The sequence below is a fragment of the Enterococcus songbeiensis genome, from assembly GCF_005405265.1.
Classification (GTDB): Bacteria; Bacillota; Bacilli; order Lactobacillales; family Enterococcaceae; genus Enterococcus_C; species Enterococcus_C songbeiensis.
In genome coordinates this window covers 1-19,618 of the sequence record NZ_BJDS01000029.1, presented here as the reverse complement: position 1 = coordinate 19,618, position 19,618 = coordinate 1, and the positions used below count along the sequence as shown (strand labels likewise).

The following is a 19,618-nucleotide window of genomic DNA, read 5'->3' as shown; positions in this document are numbered from 1 at the left end:
TTCATCCTTAAATTTGATATTCTTAGGTATGGGCATTTGGATTCTCCTTCTATAGTTGGTTCAGCGACTTAATTATAGAGGAACCAAATGCTTTTTGTTATAAAAAAATATTTAGTGTCCTTACTCGTTTTGAGTAACAACACTAAATATTATAGAACCAAAATAAAACCATCAAGAGATCTTGTAAAGGATCTTTTGATGGTTATTTTTTTATTTTTTCGTTGTCATTGAATCAGTTCCTGTTTGTTGAAATGAAAAACCACATGTTATAATTAAGTGTGGGAAAATGAAAAAGGGGTGATTCAAATGAAAAAGAAATTTTTTGTGTTTTTTTGTGGAATATTATTTTTGAGTAGTGGGTTACAAGTTGTGGGCTCTGCAGAAACCATTGAGTCTTTAACGACAACAGATACTTCAATTGTTTCTGAGACAACCAGCAGTCAAGTCAATTCAACTAGTTCTTCTTTAACTTCCGAAACTTCAGAGGAATCCAGTTCAACCAGTTCAAGTGAGGTGCAGGAATCAACAATAAAACCGGCTATAACAGAAACAGCACCGGCTGAAGTTGCTGAAATCACAATCACTTCACAGAAAAATGACCGGCAGTATTTGCAACCCGTTCAATCAAAGGTTACAGTTTACACTGCCCAGGCTACGATTTTGTCGCCAACAACCAGTGTCTTACCAACAGGACAGCTAATCAAAACAACAATGATTGCGCAAACGACTGAAGGGGATTTTGTCGCTGTTTCTAACCAAAAGAATCAAGCAATCGGTTGGGTCAAGAAAGCAGATGTTCGTTTTTTATCAGGAACATATGAAACGGTTAATCGTTATGTATCATTAACGAAAAAAGGCTATTCCCGATGGCAAGATCCGAGTTTTTCAAAAGAATTAGGCAAAAGTGATTCGTATTATCAACGGACTTTACGCGTGGGAGAAGTTTTCCACCACACAAATGGGGCCAACTACCTAGCACTTTATCTGAACAACGGAACGTTTGTCGGGTATCTAAACGCCAATGGTACGACTGCAAGTAGTGGACAACAGGGAATTTTTTATAAAGAAAATCAATATGCAACAATCACCAGTAAAAATTATACCCTGTGGAATGATTTTGGCTGGCAGAAAAAACGTGGAATCAGTTCGACCTATTTTGGAAAGACCGTGAAAATAAAAGGGCGTTACCAACACTATAACGGGGCACGTTACTATTCTCTTTATGACATGAAGGGAAAATGGCTGGGATATATAAATGCCGCCGGAGTAAAGGCAACAACACAAGCACAGGGCACCTATCAAAGTTATGGAAAATATGTGACCATTACTAATAAAAATTATACGATTTGGGGCAACTTTAATTGGAAAGTGAAACGCAACAAAACCGCTAATTTTGCGGGACAAACACTTTTGGCAAAAGGAAAGTACGGTCATTCAAACGGATCAGTCTATTATTCTTTGTATAACAACAAAGGAAAATGGGTCGGGTACTTGAATGCCAAAGCAGCCACAGTCGCAAATAATGGCGGCGGAATTTGGCAAAAGGAAACACGAAAGGTTCGAGTCGCCAAAAAGAATTATACCCTGTGGCAAAATTTCTCATGGCAAAAACGCAACAACACGACCAGTTATTACAATCAAATTTTACAAGTCAAAGGCAAGTACCGCCACTTTAATGGAGCAACCTATTATTCGCTCTACACTACTGCTGGGAAATGGGTTGGCTACGGCAATTCTGGTGCCTTTACGACACCGAATGTCATTTATTCACAAAAGACCATTAATCGTTTTGTAAAAATTTCAAATGGCAGCGGAAACTTTCTCGCTAATCCTGATCCTTACAGTCGTTTGCTAGGGAAAAAGGCAACTTACAAAGGATATATGGCCCGGGCAATCAAAGAAGCCAAAACCAACAATGGTACCTATCTTTATTTGGTTTTACCGGGAGGAAATTTAGGCTGGATCAAATCCAATCAAACCTACAGTGTCCAAAATAATTTTTGGTTGCATACGACAGGCGGCCGGTACCCATCTTTGAAGGTAAATAATTTGAATATCCAAGTTTCTGTCAGCAAGCAGCGGGTCTACATCCGTTCCGGTTCTAAAATAATTTATACAATGTTGTGTTCTACCGGGCTTTGGAATAATCCAACACCTTATGGAAATTTCCGGATTCAACAGGAAAAAGGAAGTTCTTTCTGGTTTGGCGGTTCTGGCGGTGCCTATTACCGTTCCTACCATCAACATGGGGTGTATTTGTTCCATACGGTTCCGATTGCCTATCCAGGAACAACGGCTGCTTTTAATCCCATTGAGGGCGCAAAATTAGGGCAGCGAGCTTCTCACGGATGTATTCGACTATCGGTGCCTGATGCAAAATGGTTTTACTACAACATTCCGTACAATACACCTGTCAAAATTTATAAATAAAAAAGTATCTTCTATACAAGCTGAAGCGTGGATTTTCCCTGCTTCAACTTGTATTTTTTTATTGACAAAAAAAGAGACAGCGCTTACTATATCATTATGTGATATATCGTTTGATGATATAGTTTGTGAGGAGGAGTAGCAATGGAGGAGTCATTAACAGATTCGACGTATTTGATTTTGTTGGCATTGCTTAAACCGCAACATGGCTATGCAATCATGAAGGAAATCAGCGGATTGACAAATGGAGCATTTGAAATTGGTCCAGCAAGCATGTATACGATTTTGAAAAAACTGCAAAAAAATCAATTGATTCTGTTGGAAGAAAGTTCAGACCGTAAAAAAATTTATCAAATCACTGAAAAGGGAATAAAAAGCCTGAAACATGAAGTTGAACGACGGCGGTTGTTTTACGAAGCCGGTGTGGGACTGCTGGCAAAGATCGAAGGGGAACCAAATGAAAAGAAAGTACAGCATTAGTTTAAATGTGGGATTTTATCCCGAAAAAGAAATGCTACGGCTGCAAGAAAAAAAGCGGCAGGGTTGGCAATTTTTGAAGATGAATCGTCTGGGTATTTTAAGTTTTCAAGCTTGTGAGCCGGCAGAAAAATTATTTGCCGTTGATTTTTTTACGGGAAAACCAGCGGAAGTAGCAGAGTACTTGGAATTTTATGAAGCAAGTGGGTGGAAAGCAATCAGTAGTTATCGTCACAAATATTTTTATTTTATGGCTGATCCGGGAACACCTTTGATTTTTTCAGATCAAAAAAGTTATCAGGAACGCATTTTTGCAGAGTGGCGCTGGTTATTGCGGCAGTCCTTTTGGGTAGCACTGATAGGAACGCTCCTGTTGCTTGGCAGTTTGATTGGAAAAAATCTGTTTGACTGGGGATGGGGAGAATACCTGATGATTATTGGTGGTGTTCTACTACTTTATCCATTCAGTTATGGCGTTGCCATGTTATTTATGCAGATACAGTATCGCAACCGTGCGGCATTTTTTCACCAACCGGAGCGTCTGGCAAAGCGCCAACGTTTGGGCAGAGATATGCTAGTTTTAATGGGAATTGGTGGTGTAATCGGCGGGATTATCGGCTTTGCCGTGGGAAATTTTTATTGATTGGGAGGAAAGAAAGATGTTAGAAGTGAAACATTTAGTCAAAACTTTTGGCGAATACACAGCGGTAGATGATTTGTCCTTTTCAATCCAAGATGGGCAAATTATGGGACTGATTGGTCAAAATGGTGCCGGAAAAACAACCACGTTTCGACTGATTTTAGATTTTTTAAAAGCAGATCGGGGCGAGGTTCTATGGAATGGACAGCCTTTAAGTGCAAAAGAATACAATATTATTGGCTATCTTCCAGAAGAACGAGGACTTTATCCAAAAGTTTCCATTCAGGAACAGTTGATTTATTTTGCCCGGTTACGAGGGAAAACCAAACAGGAAATCGAACCAAAAATTGATGAATGGATGGAAAAATTCCAGGTGAAAGGAAAAAAAACCGATAAGGTCAAATCCTTGTCAAAAGGAAATCAGCAAAAGGTGCAATTGATTGCAACGCTGATCCACGAACCAAAATTAGTGATTTTAGATGAACCTTTCAGTGGACTTGACCCGGTCAATGCCGAGTTATTGAAAAACGGTATTATTGAACTGAAGGAAAAGGGTTCCTGCGTCATCTTTTCTAGCCATAATATGGACAATGTGGAAAAAATTTGTGACCATCTTATTATGTTAAAGGATGGCAGAACCGTTCTTAATGGCAAAGTACATGAAATTCGAGAATCCTTTGGGCGAACAAAAGTCTTTTTGGAGTCAGGCTTAACACTGGAGGACGTTCAACAAGTCGAAGGGGTCTATGAAGCGAAAACACGGGAAGACGGCAGTTTGGAAATTACATTGACTGATCCAGATGCCGGGAAAGAAATCTTTGTTCGAGCAACACAAAATGGATACATTCCAATGTTTAATCAACAACCACCAACACTGGAAGAAATCTTCAAATGGAAAGCAGGTGCCGATCATGAATAAATTTTGGATCATTGCATCAGATGTCTACAAGAAAAATGTTAAATCGATTTCCTTTCTAATCATGATCTTGATTCCCTTTATTGCCATCGGTGTGATCTACTTGGCGGGATTATTTGCCGGACAGGCAGAAGATATCAAGACGATTGGTGTGTATTCTGACGAACCGCAAGTCGCAGAAGCCTTTGCGCAAAGCAAGACGGAGGATTATCAGTTTAAAGCATTCGATTCAGAGGAAAAAGCCCAATCACAATTGAAATCAGAAAAAGTAGATGCCTATCTGGTTTTGGCTGTGGAAGAAGACGAAGTGAAGGGGACTTTATTCAGTGAATCTTCTTTAGGTCAGTCGACAGAAATGATTATTCAGCAAACCTTATCCAACTTGCAAAGCTCTGCTCGGGCACAAGCCTTGGGGTTATCATCAGAACAAGTGGCGAGTTTGGCGCAGCCGGCTGTCTTTGAGAAACAAAAAGTAAGTTTCGACAGTGACGGTAAAATGGAAACCGGTGAGGACAATAGCTTTGCTCAATACATCGTCAGCTATGTAGGAACAATCGTGTTGTTTGTTTTTATCATTACTTATGCGCAGATTATCGCGCAAGAAATTGCTTCAGAAAAAGGGACACGAATTATGGAAGTAATCTTGTCCAGTACAAAAGCTCAAACTCATTTTTACGGTAAATTGACTGGTGTACTGCTTGTCGCTATCACACAAATTGCGTTGTATGGATTGATCGGTGGTATCAGTTATTCCCGAATCAAGAATATGGCGATCGTTAAACAATATTTAGACAATTTCTCATTGGGGGATTTATTCGGACCGTTTCTTTTCTTCACCATTTTGTTCGTTCTGCTGGGTATCTTGATTTATGCGGTGTTGGCAGCTTTATGCGGCTCATTGGTCAATAAAGCAGAAGATACAGCAAAAGCGATTTTGCCTGTAACCTATCTTTCTTTGGCAGGCTACATGTTAGGCTTGATTTTGGGAGCGGCTGATCCGAATAATATCGTAATTCGGGTCTCTTCGTATATTCCCTTCTTGTCTTCTTACACTATGCCGATTCGTTTAGCAAATGATACCGTAGCAACTGGTGGGGCAGTGGTTTCTGTTTTGATTTTAGCAGCAACAACACTGGTAATGATGCTGGCTTCTGCAAGAATGTATAAATCAAATGTGCTGATCTACAATGAGAACGGCGTGTGGTCTGCCTTGAAGCAATCCTTCTCCTTAATGAAAAACGAACGCTAAAGATCCATCTGAGAATCAAACCAAGCAAAAATGTCTAGCCCCGTAATTTGGAGGCTAGACATTTTTAGTAGTCGCTGACGAAAAATTCAATTATTTTTTGCTCACTGGCAATCGTGGTTCGAGTAAGTTCGGGATGCCATTGCAGTCCCATGATTTTTTGATGCTTACTTTCAATGCCCTCCACGACGCCATCTGGTGCAGTTGCAATGATACGAAATTCATCCGCAAGATGATCGATCATTTGATGATGGAAAGAATTGACTTGATAGTCTGTGCCAACGATTTTTGCCAGTTGACTTGTTGCTTCAATACGAACTGGATGTGTCGGAATATGAAACGGAGTAGGTGCTTGAACATGTTTGATCGTTCCTTCTTTTAAAGAAAGATCCTGATAAAGGGTTCCGCCAAAAGCAACGTTCAATACCTGCATGCCGCGACAAATACCTAGAATCGGTTTTTTTTGGTTAACGGCTTCTTGAATCAATGCCAGTTCAAATCGATCTCTTAACGGATAAACAGCGCCTAGTTTTTGATGAGGCAACTGATGGTAAAACACAGGAGCTACGTCATGACCTCCGGCTAATAAAAGTTTATCAATTCTCGCCACGTACTCTGCGGCATCTTGCGGATTACCAACCGGCAAGATGAAGGGCAGACCGCCAGCCTGCTGGATACCTTCGACAAAACTTCGAGGTGTATAGGCAATCCAGTGGGCATCAGGCTCCGTTAGCTGCTGATCGCTACCGGCAATTCCAATAATTGGTTTCATAGGATAATTCTCCAATCGAGTGCTTATTTTTCCCGAATCACTTCAATTTTGTAGCCATCGGGATCAACGATGAAGTAATAAGAAGGAGCGGTACCGGGTAGACCTTTTAAATCAGTAACGTTGTAACTTTTTTCTTTTTGTTCTTGATGCAGTTTTTCTAAATCGCTGACAGCAATCGCAATATGTCCATAACCATCACCTAAATCATATGCAGCGTGGTCATAGTTGTAGGTTAATTCCAATTCATAGGGATCGTTTGGCAATGACAGGTAAACCAGCGTAAATTTATTTTCTGGGAAATCTCGGCGACGGGTTTCTTCAAAACCAAATGCTTGTTGATAGAAATCCAACGAAGCCTCCAAATTTTTTACTCGAACACATGTATGTGCCATTTTCATAGTCATCATCCTTTCTTTTCTGCATTTATCTTATCATAGACCCTGTGTATTCGTAAGGGTTACGCTTTTTTTGAAAAAAAGACCCTGTTGTGAATATTCTGACGAAATACTTGTGGATTTCTATTGGATTGAGTAAAATAAAGCATACACAATGTGGAGGCAATGATGAAGCAACCAATTTTTGGAAAAAAAGAAAAGGATAAACCCTATAAAGCGCGCTTTGGGGCATATGTTGTAATTGAAAACGAGAATGAGCTGGTTTTGGTGCAAGCACCAAATGGCGCATTTTTCTTGCCTGGTGGAGAAATTGAAGCCGGGGAATCACACGAGATGGCAATTAATCGGGAGATGTTGGAGGAATTGGGCTTCACCGTAACGATTGGTTCCTATCTAGGAGAAGCCATCGAATATTTTTATTCTAGTCACCGAGATACGTATTATCATCATCCGGGTTATTTTTATGCAGTCACGTCTTGGGAAAAGGTAGCTGAACCCACAGAAACGACGAATAACATTTCATGGCATAGTATCGATGATGCGATGTTGCTGTTAAAACGGGGGAGTCATCGGTGGGCTGTTCAGCAATGGTTGAAACAAAAAAACAGGTGAGTTGCATTTTTCAAAAGAAAAATGGGCTCGCCCGTTTTTTTTGTTTCTAGAGAAGGTTGGTTTAGCGAAGCACAAATTTCTTGATTGCTTCGGCAACACCGTTTTCGTCGTTGGTACCGATGGTAATATAATCAGCGGCTTCCTTAATCATGGGAATCGCATTTTTCATTGCTACACCGGTTCCGGCGTATTCGATCATTGTTAAATCATTTTCATTGTCACCAATTGCCATGATTTCTTCAGATTGCAAATTTAAATGAGCCGCTAAGCTAGCTAATGCCGCACCTTTGCTGGCTTTTTTGTTCAACACCTCTAAATAAAAGGGGGCGCTTTTCACAACGGTATATTGTTGGCGGAAGCTGTCAGGAAGTTTAGCAATCGCAGCATCCAAAATTTCCGGTTCATCAATCATCATCATTTTTATCATTTCGATGTTTTGATTCATTTCTTCCTGCGTGCGGTATTTTACCGGCATGTTGACTAAAAAGGATTCGTAAATCGTATAAGGACTTAAATCACGATTGGCAGTGTAGATGGCATCTTTACCGGAAACATGAAGATGAACACCGACTTTTCGCGCCATCATCTCGATTTCCAAATAATCTTCATAAGTCAATTCATAGGCAGAGATTACTTGCTCGGATTGAACCGCTTGTACTAGAGAGCCGTTGTAGGTGATGACGTAATCTTCTTTACCGGTAAGTCCCAAGGCTTCTAACTCCGGCTCCACGCCTGGCAAAGGTCTGCCAGTACATAAAACGATTTTTATTCCTTGACGATGCGCTTCCTGCAAAGTTTCTGTAACTTGTTGTGTTAATTCGCGGTTGCTTGTGACCAGGGTACCATCAATGTCGATGGCAACTAATTTGATTGACATAAAATCCTCCTAAAGGGTTGTTTCCACCAAAGCGCCATTATGAATATGACGGGCAAATTCTTGGTAGGTATCACTAAACAAATCATAGTTATCTTGCGAGATGGGGTCAACCATTTCTTTTGGAAAATAGAAGCGTTGATCCACTTGTTCTTGTCCTGCCAAGGCAGCCACTAATTGACTGATTTTGGAAAGCTCCACCAATGTTCCGTCTTTTTGCTGCAGTTCGATTTGCGTGCGGTGTTTTCCTAATTCCGGACGATAGAAATCGTAAGGCAAATCATAGCTGGAATTGATTGCGGTATAATATTTCGGATTGAAACCGACTCGTTCGACCAGCTGTTGCAATTTTTCAATTAAGGGCAGTTGACTATCGCCAGAAAACAGGGCAGATTTTAATGGTTTTCGGTTCAACCAACGTTTAGCTAAATCACTTAAAACAGGATCGCTTTCTTCGCTCCACTGAATAAAATAGGTGGACAGCACACCGTCATCTAATTTTAAATAATCTTCCAGAGAGAAGCACTGTTTTAAAAAGGGCAGCAGCAGTTGTGAATGCAATTCAAAAATTTCTGGGGATTCCTGATACAGCTCATGGGCGCGATTCAGCAGGTGCTCCAATAACACTTCCATACTTCGGGAAACTGAGTGAAAGTAGACTTGTACATACATTTGGTAGCGACTGACGATGTAATCTTCCACAGCATGCATTCCGTTCATTGCAAACGCGATGCCGCCTTCATAAGGACGAATTACCCGCAAAATCCGGGTCAAGTCAAAGGTACCATACTCAGTTCCGGTAAAATAAGCATCCCGCAACAAATAATCCATCCGGTCCGCATCGATTTGGCTGGAAATCATTTGAACCACTTGAGGATTGGGATAGGTTTTGGTGATGACGCTGGCAACCTTTTCCGGGAAACCTGCTTCGACACGGTTTAAGATTTGATAGACTTCTGTTTCTGGTGACGTGATAATTTCAACTGTGATTGCTTCATGATTGGTTTGAAAAATATGTTCAAAGGTATGAGAAAAAGCACCGTGACCGACATCGTGAAGCAATGCCGCACACAAAGTGACCAATCGCTCCCGATCATCCCAACCACCGGTGCCAATTTTTTCCTGAGAAAAATTTCGCTGAAAAATGTCACAAATGCGCCGGGAAATCTCGTAGACTCCTAATGAATGGGAGAAACGGCTGTGTTCGGCACTGTGAAAGGTATAAGAAGTCGTTCCTAACTGTTTGATTCGCCGCAAGCGTTGGACTTCCTTTGAATTGATTAAATCTAAAATCACTTGATGTTGCACATGGATATAATTATGGACCGGGTCACGAAAAACTTTTTCGATCGGCAGATGTTGGTATTTATAAGGTATCGTCATGGGTTCGCTCCTTGTTTGTACTAATGTACGCCATTTGCTGTTAAGAAAATGGCGTTAGTTTCTCACGCTCTATCTCCATTCCACTCGAGTACTTGGGAAAAGTGGAATTAGCTTTAATCAATAAAATTTTTTGAGAAAAGTTCTGTCATAGGTTGAGGTATGTCACTACAATTTATGCGTTGTTCAATGTCGCTTTAATCACTTCATTTCGTTGGATCATTCGAGTGATTTTATCAGCGTAATCCTCTGTCAAATTTGATTCTTTGACCCATTTTTGAGAATCATAGGCGGAAGCAGTGATTTGCAGTGCAGATAAAAAACGCTGTTTCAATTCTTCAACAGTAGTTGGTTTTCCTAAACAGGCAGCAACTGTCGTCATGCTGGTTGGTCGAACGGGGGGATAGCCATTTTCACCAAAAGAAGTCGGCAAGCTTGCCAAGTAAAACGCCCGAACGAGTTCCCCCCGCTGGATTTGATCTCCATTGACACTCAGATACATCATGATCGCAATGCCGTCTTTGATTCTACGTTGGGCTGTACCGGCGATTTTTTGTCCATTTACACTAAAATCATAGGTACCGGGACAATAAGAATCGCTGATTTCACGTGCTTCAATCGTTAGTTCTGGCAAGGCTTGCTGAATCAACGCAAACATTTCTTCATAAGCCGCCTCGGTGGTCCATTTTTTTTCATGATTGAAAAGGATCAATGAAATATTTAAAATGCCATCATCCGCAACGACACCGAGACCGCCGGAATTGCGTACGACGGGTGGATATCCTTGTTGTTGCAGTGTGGCAAGACCAGCGGCTAAATTTTCTACACGGGTATCCTTCATACCAAGAATCATAGTATGTTCCAATTGCCAAAAATGAAAATAAGATTGGCGGGTACGACTGGCGCTGTCAATCAAAAGGTCGGTCAGGGCAAAAGGCAGGTAGGCTTGGTCATGAGGATACGGTGCTTGATCGATCAAAATCGGCTTCATAAAAAAACTCCTTCACTTTATCTTCCCTATTATATACGAAAAATGGAAAAAAGTAGTAATCAACCTGTCCCTTAGACGCAACGTTTGACAAACGAGTAAAAACTGTGAACAATAACTATAAATGGATAAAATGTAAAAGGAGCCAAAAAAATGGATGTAACAAATGGTTTGCCGATTTCGATTAAGTTAGCAACGAAGGTTCGGCAAAAAGGCGAAGTGCAGGATTTTCTTTTTGATCTGCAAGGACAAATGGTGAGAATGGGAGACACCCTTTATATTCGGTACAAAGAAGTACAAGACAACGAGGAAGTACCGGTGACAATCAAAATAATGCCGGATGGGGCCGTTCAATTAACACGAGCTGGAGAAATGCGGATGCGGTTGAAATTCGTTTATCGGGAAAAAATGGAAACCAGCTATAAAACGCCTTATGGGATGATGTTTTTCAGCACCTTCACAAAGGATCTGCACGTCAGTTTGAAGGATCGGCCAACTGCGGGAACCGTTTTTGTTGCCTATGATCTTTTCATGGCAGATGAAAAAATTGGGGAATATCAAATTTCTTTGGATTTTACTGCATGATTTTTAAAGAAAAAATTGCATTTTCGACAACATTTTTGTATGATTAAGCGTAGACTGTGAAAGGACGTGTCCTAATTGGAAATTAATGTTTTTGAAGGTGTCAATAAAGACGAATTGTCTATGATTGAAGTTGCTCACGCAATTTTAGAACAACGTGGCGATGTCATGGAATTTTCAGATTTGGTCAATCAAATCCAAACCTATCTGGGAAAATCAGATAGTGTTATTCGTGATTCATTGGCACAATTTTATACTGATTTAAATATTGATGGCAGTTTTATTTCTCTAGGAGACAATCGCTGGGGCTTACGTTCATGGTACGCGATCGATTCTATCGATGAAGAAGTCAATCATGGTATCGATGAAGAAGACGAAGATACTCCCCGCAAACGCAAACGGAAAAAAGTCAATGCGTTTATCAGTGGTGATGACGATGCCATCGACTACAATGATGATGATCCAGAAGATACTGATTTAGTAGATGATGAAGATGATAAAGAATTGTACGATGACGACGATGACGAAGATGAAGAAATCGCGGCATACAATTCTGATTTGCAAGAAATCGGCGCAGACGAAGATACGGATGACGAAGAAGAAGTGCCAGGCAACATCGAAGAAGATTTGACGATCATTGATGATGACGACGAAGATGATTTTGATGATGAGGAAGAAGAGTAGCGAGAGCTATTCTTTTTTTCATGGTGCTGAAGAAAACGGATAAGTATGAAAGCGACCCCTGGGATAGCAGTAAGACTATTGCAGGGTGTTTTTTTGACTGAATTTGTTTATAATGAAGAAAGCAACTAACTGTCAAGCAGGACAAAATTGGATGAATTAAGTAATTGTCAAAAAAAAGACACTCTTCAATTGAAAAGTGTCTGCCAGTTCATCCAGATAAATGGTACGCGTCCTGAGGGAATCGAACCCCCGTCTCAAGAACCGGAATCTTACGTGATATCCACTACACTAAGGACGCATCGAACGAATATTAGTTTATCGAATTTTAAGAGAAATTACAAGGGGAAAATCAATGAAATTTGAACAAAGTTTTTCACAACAGCAAAAACAGACACAAAAACTGGCGATGACCCAGAGATTACAGCAGTCTATTCAGGTTTTGCAGTTTTCTATTGATGAGTTGACCGAGTTTGTCGAGGCCGAAGCCTTGGAAAATCCATTGATTGAAATTTCTCAACCGAATTATACAATGAACTATTCCAAGCCACGATCCTCAACGGGAAAAGAGATGGAATACCTCAGTCAAATTCCAGATACGACGATTTCTTTATTTGAATATTTACTGGATCAAGTGCATCTCAATTATCGTGATACCTATTTGCGAACATTGGTCCTTTTTTTAATCGAGCATATTGATTTAAATGGTTATTTGAAACTTTCGTTGGAAGAAGCGCAAGAAAAAACCGGAGCAACGAGTATTCAAATGCTGGATGCGTTGACTTTGATTCAACAGCTTGATCCTGCGGGCGTTGGTGCCAGAGATTTGCGGGAATGCTTGATGTTGCAGATTGAACGGGACGATTATGCGCCGGAACTGGCGTATATTATGCTGGAAGAATCTTTTGAAGAATTGGTTCATCGGAAATGGGAGCTGATCGCCAAGCATTTTGCCATCACGTTGCAAGAAGTCCAACAAGTTTTTGATTATATTCAAACTTTGACTCCCACACCGGGGGCGGCGTTTGGATCGACAGAAGGCTTGTACATCATTCCAGATCTATCAGTGAAGATAAAAGATGGACAGCTTCGCTTGACTTCGAATCGTCAAGGAATGCCGGAAGTCAAATTCCAACAGCATTATTTTGATCAGATGGCTAAAAATAAAGAACCGGAAGTTCTCAAGTATTTAAAAGAAAAGCAACAGGATTTTGAATGGCTACAAAAAACCATTCACCAACGAGGTGACACGATTTTACGTGTGGGGGAAGCCATCATCCGTCATCAACAGGATTTTTTCTTTGATGAAAAACGTCCCATCAAACCGCTGATTTTAAAAGAGGTTGCTGAAGAGCTTGCGATTCATGAATCAACCGTCAGTCGGGCCGTTAACGGAAAATATCTCGAAACGGAATTTGGTGTGTTTGAATTAAAAACCTTTTTTAGTCAGAAAGCAACTAATCAATCAGAAACCGGGGAAGATTTATCCACCGCAACGGTAAAACAACGCTTAAAGACCTTGGTAGAAGAGGAAGACAAACGCAAGCCCTTATCTGATCAAAAATTAGTTGAACTGCTGGAAAAAGAAGCAATCGCCATCTCACGGCGTACGGTTGCCAAGTATCGTGATGCCCTTGGAATCCCTAGTTCATCAAAAAGGAAAAGATTTGATTGATTTTTTTCAGAAAATGATTTACGATACACCACGGAGTAAAAATTGCGCTGTGGTGTTTTTGTTTTCAGAAAGCGAGAAGTTTTTCAGTTGCGTAATACCCGGTAAAGTGATACTATTACCTGTGTGAGATTGATTTTAACAAATGTTCAATTTTTTTTACATTGGACGGGTCGGTTTAAGTCTATGACGGACAAAAAAAGTCCCACGGAGGAGTTTCTCATGCTTGATGAATTAAAAATGATTGAAGCAGTTGCTCCAGACATCTTATCGGTGTTGCAGGAACGATTCAAAATTCTGCGCAATATCTATTGGATGCAACCGATTGGCCGACGAAATTTGGCGGAAAGTCTGGAATTGACCGAGCGAGTCTTACGAACCGAGACGGATCTGTTAAAAAAACTCCAATTAATCGATTCATCCAAAAGTGGAATGACCTTAACGAAAAAAGGCGAAGAAGTTTATGCTTCGCTGAATAAAGTGATGGATCAACTGTTTGGGATGCACCAACTGGAAAAACGGTTGGCAGATTATTTTGGCAATGAGCGCTGTCTGATTGCTTCAGGTGACAGTGACCAGCAAAATAAAGTGGTGACGAAATTTGGCGATTTGCTGAATGAATCGTTAGAACTGCTGCTTCCAGAAGGCAGAAATATTATTGCTGTAATGGGCGGTACCACGATGGCGACGGTCGCAGAAAGTTTGACGAACCTTGAAAGCAAGCAACGGCACAATTTATTTGTTCCTGCTCGCGGTGGAATTGGTGAAGCAGTTACCGTGCAGGCCAACTCAGTAAGTGCTGTGATGGCGATGCAGACAAACGGGGATCACCGCGCACTATACGTTCCTGAACAATTAAGTTCAGCAACCTATGATTCTTTGTTGCAAGAACCCTTGATCATTGAAGTCTTAAACTTGATAAGCAAGGCGAATTGTGTTATTCATAGTATTGGACGGGCGTTGCACATGGCGGCGCGTCGAAAGATGACTGAGAGCGAGATTTTGATGCTCAAACAAAATAACGCAGTGGGAGAATCATTCGGCTACTTTTTCGATGAATCGGGAAAAATCGTTTATAAGGTTCCTCGAATCGGATTGCAGTTGAAGGATTTACAGCATATTCCCATTATTTTGGCAGTCGCTGGCGGAAAGAGTAAAGCCAAAGCGATTCATGCCTATATGAAAAATGCACCAAAACAAACGTGGCTCATCACAGATGAAGCTGCTGCTAATGAGATTTTAAAAGGGGCAACCCTTTAAAAATAAAAATTTTTTTGATTTTCATAAGGAGGAAATCTTAAATGACAGTTAAAGTAGGTATTAATGGATTCGGACGTATCGGACGCTTAGCATTCCGTCGTATCCAAGATGTAGATGGAATCGAAGTTGTAGCAATCAATGATTTAACAGATGCTAACATGTTGGCTCACTTGTTAAAATATGATACAACACAAGGACGTTTCAACGGTACTGTTGAAGTTCACGAAGGTTCATTTAACGTTAACGGCAACGAAGTTAAGGTTTTAGCTAACCGCAACCCTGAAGAATTACCATGGGGCGAACTAGGTGTTGACATCGTTCTTGAATGTACTGGATTCTTCACTTCAAAAGAAAAAGCTGAATTACACTTAAAAGCTGGCGCAAAACGTGTCGTTATCTCTGCTCCTGGTGGAAATGACGTTCCAACAATCGTTTATAACGTGAACCATGAAACATTAACTGGTAAAGAAACTGTTATCTCAGGTGCTTCATGTACTACTAACTGTTTAGCTCCTATGGCTAAAACTTTGAACGACAAATTTGGTATCGTTGAAGGCTTGATGACAACAATCCATGCTTACACAGGTGACCAAATGACTCTTGATGGACCTCATCCTAAAGGCGATTTCCGTCGTGCCCGTGCAGCTGCAGCCAACATCGTACCTAACACAACTGGTGCTGCTAAAGCTATCGGCTTAGTAATCCCTGACTTGAACGGTAAATTAGACGGAGCAGCTCAACGTGTTCCTGTTGCAACTGGTTCATTAACTGAATTAGTTACTGTTCTTGAAAAAGACGTAACAGCAGACGAAGTAAATGCAGCAATGAAAGAAGCTTCAAACGAATCATACGGCTACAATACAGATGCAATTGTTTCATCTGATATCGTTGGCATGACTTACGGTTCATTGTTTGACGAAACACAAACAAAAGTTCTTTCAGTCGGCGGCAAACAACTTGTTAAGACTGTTGCTTGGTATGACAACGAAATGTCTTACACAGCACAATTAGTACGTACCTTAGAATACTTCGCAAAATTATAAGATTCACGTACAACTGTAGAACCAAACATTGCACGATGAAAGCGGGGAAGCGACGCGCTTCTCCGCTTTTTTTATGAAAATTTGAGTAATCTACTTTTTGGGAGGAAAACATCCATGGCGAAAAAAACAGTTCAAGATATCGATTTAAAAGATAAAAAAGTCCTTGTCCGTGTTGACTTCAATGTTCCTTTGAAAGATGGCGTGATCGGTGATGATACTCGTATCAAAGCTGCACTGCCAACAATCAACTATGTTCTTGAACAAGGCGGAAAAGCAATTCTGTTTTCACACTTAGGCCGTGTAAAAACTGAAGAAGACAAAGCAGGTAAATCTTTGGCTCCTGTGGCAAAACGTTTAGGCGAATTGCTAGGCAAAGAAGTAACCTTCGTTCCTGAAACTCGTGGTGCAAAATTGGAAGCAGCAATTGCTGATATGAAAGACGGCGATGTTGTTGTCTTTGAAAATACCCGTTTTGAAGATGTTGATGGCAAAAAAGAAAGCAAAAACGATGCAGATTTAGGAAAATACTGGGCTTCTTTAGGCGATGTATTTGTTAATGATGCGTTCGGAACAGCTCACCGTGCCCATGCATCAAACGTAGGGATTGCTTCAACCGGTATCCCAACAGTTGCCGGTTTCTTGATGGAAAAAGAAATTAAATTCATCGGTGAAGCAGTTGAAAATCCAAAACGTCCAATGATCGCAATTCTTGGCGGAGCAAAAGTTTCTGACAAAATCGGCGTAATCGAAAACTTGATTCCTAAAGCAGATAAGATTCTTATCGGTGGTGGAATGACCTATACATTCTACGCAGCAAAAGGTATCAAAATCGGTAAATCATTGGTTGAATCAGATAAAATCGAATTAGCTAAAAGCTTGATTGAAAAAGCTGGCGACAAACTTGTTTTACCAATTGACAACGTTTGTGCAACAGAATTTTCAAATGATGTCCCAACAGAAGTAATTGAAGGGGATATCGCTGATGACGTGATGGCTTTAGACATCGGTCCAGCTTCTGTGAAATTATTTGCGGACACATTAAAAGACGCTAAAACAGTTGTTTGGAACGGACCTATGGGTGTGTTCGAAATGTCTAACTTTGCAAACGGCACGATTGGTGTTTGTGAAGCCATCGCTAACCTTGAAGGCGCAACGACCATCATTGGCGGCGGCGACTCAGCAGCAGCAGCAGAACAACTTGGTTTTGCGGATAAATTTACCCACATCTCAACAGGTGGCGGAGCAAGCTTAGAATTACTTGAAGGTAAAGTATTACCTGGACTTGCAGCAATTAACGATAAATAAAACGATTCTATTTAGGTAGCCTGATTACAGGCTGCCTAATGGTGTGTAAAAAAAGGAGTGCAAATTATGCGTAAACCAATCATTGCCGGTAACTGGAAAATGAACAAAACTGCAGCAGAAGCAAAAGAATTTGCAGAAGCAGTCAAAACAAAAATTCCTGGAAATGACAAAGTGGATTCCGTTATTGGTGCACCTGCTTTATTCCTACAAGAATTAGCAGAAGCAGCTAAAGGAACTGAATTACAAATCTCAGCACAAAACTGTTTCTGGGAAAATGCTGGTGCTTACACTGGTGAAACTTCACCTGCTGCGTTGGCAGATCTTGGCATCCAATATGTGATTATCGGTCACTCTGAACGTCGGGAATATTTCCACGAAACAGATGAAGACATCAACAAAAAAGCAAAAGCAATTTTTGCAAATGGTATGTTGCCAATTCTTTGTTGTGGCGAAACATTAGAAACGTATGAAGCAGGCAAAACTGCAGAATGGATTGAAGCACAAATCACTGGCGGTTTGGCAGATCTTTCTGCTGAACAAGTTGCCAGCATGGTGATCGCTTATGAACCAATCTGGGCAATCGGTACTGGCAAATCTGCTGATGCAACAATTGCAGACACAATCTGTGGCGTTGTTCGCCAAACAGTTGAAAAACTTTATGGCAAGGAAGTTGCTGACAAAGTACGTATCCAATACGGCGGCTCAGTAAAACCTGAAAATATTGCTGAATATATGGCAAAAGAAAATGTCGACGGTGCATTAGTCGGCGGAGCAAGCTTGCAACCAGATTCATTCCTAGCTTTATTAGATGCTGTAAAATAATCTGAGTACTTGCTAAGATAAAAGGGTTTCTATTTGCAGAAACAACGAAAGTTAACTAAAATTGTTCGTAAGGGTGAATCCCTTTAGATAAAACAAACCCAAAGGAGAGAAACAAACATGTCAATTATTACTGATGTTTACGCACGCGAAGTCCTTGATTCCCGTGGTAACCCAACAATCGAAGTAGAAGTTTATACTGAATCAGGTGCTTTTGGTCGCGGAATGGTTCCTTCTGGAGCTTCAACTGGTGAATACGAAGCAGTTGAATTGCGTGACGGCGACAAAGCTCGTTATGGCGGAAAAGGTGTAACGAAAGCTGTCGAAAACGTAAACAACATCATCGCAGAAGCTGTTATCGGCTACGATGTTCGTGACCAAATGGCTATAGACAAAGCAATGATCGCTTTAGACGGCACTCCTAACAAAGGTAAATTAGGCGCAAATGCTATTCTTGGCGTTTCTATTGCGGTTGCTCGCGCTGCTGCAGACTATTTAGAAATTCCTTTGTATCATTATTTAGGCGGATTCAATACAAAAGTATTACCAACTCCAATGATGAACATCATCAACGGTGGTTCACATGCTGACAACTCTATCGACTTCCAAGAATTCATGATTATGCCTGTTGGCGCACCAACATTCAAAGAAGCTTTGCGTATGGGTGCAGAAGTATTCCACGCTTTAGCTGCAATCTTGAAATCTAAAGGTCTAGCTACTTCAGTTGGTGACGAAGGTGGTTTCGCTCCTAACTTAGGTTCAAACGAAGAAGGTTTCGAAGTAATCATCGAAGCTATCGAAAAAGCTGGCTATGTACCTGGTAAAGACGTTGTTCTTGCTATGGATGCTGCTTCTTCAGAATTCTACGACAAAGAAAAAGGTGTTTACGTTTTAGCTGATTCAGGCGAAGGCGAAAAAACAACGGAAGAAATGATCCAACTTTACAAAGATTTAGTTGCTAAATACCCAATCATCTCAATCGAAGACGGATTAGACGAAAACGACTGGGAAGGTACAAAGAAATTAACCGAAGCTTTAGGCGACAAAGTTCAATTAGTTGGTGACGATTTATTCGTTACAAACACTGAAAAATTAGCTAAAGCAATCGACATGGGCGTTGCAAACTCAATTCTGATCAAAGTAAACCAAATCGGTACTTTAACAGAAACTTTCAACGCTATCGAAATGGCGAAAGAAGCTGGCTATACTGCTGTTGTTTCTCACCGTTCTGGTGAAACAGAAGATTCAACCATCTCTGATATCGCTGTTGCAACAAATGCTGGACAAATCAAAACTGGTTCTCTTTCACGTACTGACCGTATTGCAAAATACAATCAATTACTACGTATCGAAGACCAACTTGGTGAAGTTGCAGAATACAAAGGTTTGAAATCTTTCTACAACTTGAAAAATAAATAAGCCATTACGCTTGTTTACTTGATTGAAAAAGCCTGGTTCTATAATATTTAGTGTTGTTACTCAAATCGAGTAAGGACACTAAATATTTTTTTATAACAAAAAGCATTTGG

Annotated in this window: 19 protein-coding genes and 1 tRNA gene; 14 read left to right on the top strand and 6 right to left on the bottom strand. The window is 40.6% G+C overall.

The window, feature by feature from the left end:
* Positions 1-306 precede the first annotated feature (306 nt).
* From FFM66_RS10905 to FFM66_RS10885, 5 genes are all read left to right on the top strand, one after another.
* Positions 307-2,430, top strand: coding sequence for a L,D-transpeptidase family protein (locus FFM66_RS10905; protein WP_137605925.1), 2,124 nt, complete (start codon positions 307-309; stop codon positions 2,428-2,430).
* 141 nt (positions 2,431-2,571) lie between these two features.
* Complete coding sequence (locus FFM66_RS10900) at positions 2,572-2,907, top strand: PadR family transcriptional regulator (protein ID WP_137605924.1); 336 nt, start codon at positions 2,572-2,574, stop codon at positions 2,905-2,907.
* Positions 2,885-3,547: a DUF2812 domain-containing protein gene (locus tag FFM66_RS10895; protein ID WP_048604742.1), complete on the top strand. Its 663-nt coding sequence runs from the start codon at positions 2,885-2,887 to the stop codon at positions 3,545-3,547. Before FFM66_RS10900 ends, FFM66_RS10895 begins: the two co-directional genes overlap by 23 nt.
* Before the next feature lie 16 nt (positions 3,548-3,563).
* Positions 3,564-4,463, top strand: coding sequence for an ABC transporter ATP-binding protein (locus FFM66_RS10890; RefSeq protein WP_137605922.1), 900 nt, complete (start codon positions 3,564-3,566; stop codon positions 4,461-4,463).
* Positions 4,456-5,709 carry an ABC transporter permease gene (locus FFM66_RS10885; RefSeq protein ID WP_137605921.1) on the top strand — a complete coding sequence of 418 codons (1,254 nt, stop codon included), beginning with the start codon at positions 4,456-4,458 and terminating at the stop codon, positions 5,707-5,709. Before FFM66_RS10890 ends, FFM66_RS10885 begins: the two co-directional genes overlap by 8 nt.
* A gap of 64 nt (positions 5,710-5,773) precedes the next feature.
* On the opposite strand, the gene FFM66_RS10880 is transcribed toward FFM66_RS10885, so the two are convergent.
* Positions 5,774-6,478: a gamma-glutamyl-gamma-aminobutyrate hydrolase family protein gene (locus FFM66_RS10880; RefSeq protein ID WP_137605920.1), complete on the bottom strand. Its 705-nt coding sequence runs from the start codon at positions 6,476-6,478 to the stop codon at positions 5,774-5,776.
* A 23-nt stretch (positions 6,479-6,501) separates the two neighbouring features.
* Positions 6,502-6,876 carry a lactoylglutathione lyase gene (gloA, locus tag FFM66_RS10875; protein WP_048604746.1) on the bottom strand — a complete coding sequence of 125 codons (375 nt, stop codon included), beginning with the start codon at positions 6,874-6,876 and terminating at the stop codon, positions 6,502-6,504.
* Positions 6,877-7,041: 165 nt separating this feature from the next.
* Here gloA and FFM66_RS10870 point away from each other — a divergent pair, with 165 nt between their 5' ends.
* The gene (locus FFM66_RS10870) at positions 7,042-7,485 is read left to right on the top strand and encodes an NUDIX hydrolase (protein WP_048604747.1); all 444 of its coding nucleotides are present in this window, start codon (positions 7,042-7,044) and stop codon (positions 7,483-7,485) included.
* 61 nt (positions 7,486-7,546) lie between these two features.
* Here the strand turns inward: FFM66_RS10870 and yidA are convergent, their stop codons facing one another.
* The 3 genes from yidA to FFM66_RS10855 all read right to left on the bottom strand — a co-directional run bounded on the left by yidA (position 7,547) and on the right by FFM66_RS10855 (position 10,730).
* A complete protein-coding gene (gene yidA, locus FFM66_RS10865) occupies positions 7,547-8,362 on the bottom strand; it encodes a sugar-phosphatase (RefSeq protein WP_048604748.1) in 816 nt (271 codons plus the stop codon).
* A gap of 9 nt (positions 8,363-8,371) precedes the next feature.
* Positions 8,372-9,742 carry an HD domain-containing protein gene (locus tag FFM66_RS10860; RefSeq protein WP_048604749.1) on the bottom strand — a complete coding sequence of 457 codons (1,371 nt, stop codon included), beginning with the start codon at positions 9,740-9,742 and terminating at the stop codon, positions 8,372-8,374.
* A 172-nt stretch (positions 9,743-9,914) separates the two neighbouring features.
* Positions 9,915-10,730 carry a lipoate--protein ligase family protein gene (locus FFM66_RS10855; protein ID WP_137605919.1) on the bottom strand — a complete coding sequence of 272 codons (816 nt, stop codon included), beginning with the start codon at positions 10,728-10,730 and terminating at the stop codon, positions 9,915-9,917.
* A 150-nt stretch (positions 10,731-10,880) separates the two neighbouring features.
* Here FFM66_RS10855 and FFM66_RS10850 point away from each other — a divergent pair, with 150 nt between their 5' ends.
* A complete protein-coding gene (locus tag FFM66_RS10850; protein ID WP_048604751.1) occupies positions 10,881-11,312 on the top strand; it encodes a YwiB family protein in 432 nt (143 codons plus the stop codon).
* 75 nt (positions 11,313-11,387) lie between these two features.
* Positions 11,388-11,993, top strand: a complete 606-nt coding sequence (rpoE, locus tag FFM66_RS10845) for a DNA-directed RNA polymerase subunit delta (protein ID WP_048604752.1) — start codon at positions 11,388-11,390, stop codon at positions 11,991-11,993.
* Positions 11,994-12,219: 226 nt separating this feature from the next.
* Here rpoE and FFM66_RS10840 read toward each other — a convergent pair.
* A tRNA-Arg gene (locus FFM66_RS10840) sits at positions 12,220-12,291 on the bottom strand.
* A 54-nt stretch (positions 12,292-12,345) separates the two neighbouring features.
* On the opposite strand from FFM66_RS10840, the gene rpoN reads away from it, so the two are divergent.
* The 6 genes from rpoN (at position 12,346) to eno (ending at position 19,508) form a co-directional block, all read left to right on the top strand.
* A complete protein-coding gene (gene rpoN, locus FFM66_RS10835; protein WP_137605918.1) occupies positions 12,346-13,665 on the top strand; it encodes an RNA polymerase factor sigma-54 in 1,320 nt (439 codons plus the stop codon).
* A gap of 219 nt (positions 13,666-13,884) precedes the next feature.
* On the top strand, positions 13,885-14,922 hold the full coding sequence (locus tag FFM66_RS10830) for a sugar-binding transcriptional regulator (protein WP_048604754.1): 1,038 nt from the start codon (positions 13,885-13,887) through the stop codon (positions 14,920-14,922).
* Between the two features lie 41 nt (positions 14,923-14,963).
* On the top strand, positions 14,964-15,965 hold the full coding sequence (gene gap, locus FFM66_RS10825; RefSeq protein WP_048604755.1) for a type I glyceraldehyde-3-phosphate dehydrogenase: 1,002 nt from the start codon (positions 14,964-14,966) through the stop codon (positions 15,963-15,965).
* Between the two features lie 114 nt (positions 15,966-16,079).
* A complete protein-coding gene (locus FFM66_RS10820; protein WP_137605917.1) occupies positions 16,080-17,270 on the top strand; it encodes a phosphoglycerate kinase in 1,191 nt (396 codons plus the stop codon).
* 66 nt (positions 17,271-17,336) lie between these two features.
* Complete coding sequence (tpiA, locus tag FFM66_RS10815; protein ID WP_137605916.1) at positions 17,337-18,092, top strand: triose-phosphate isomerase; 756 nt, start codon at positions 17,337-17,339, stop codon at positions 18,090-18,092.
* Positions 18,093-18,209: 117 nt separating this feature from the next.
* Positions 18,210-19,508, top strand: coding sequence for a phosphopyruvate hydratase (gene eno / locus FFM66_RS10810; RefSeq protein ID WP_048604758.1), 1,299 nt, complete (start codon positions 18,210-18,212; stop codon positions 19,506-19,508).
* The last annotated feature ends 110 nt before the right edge of the window (positions 19,509-19,618 follow it).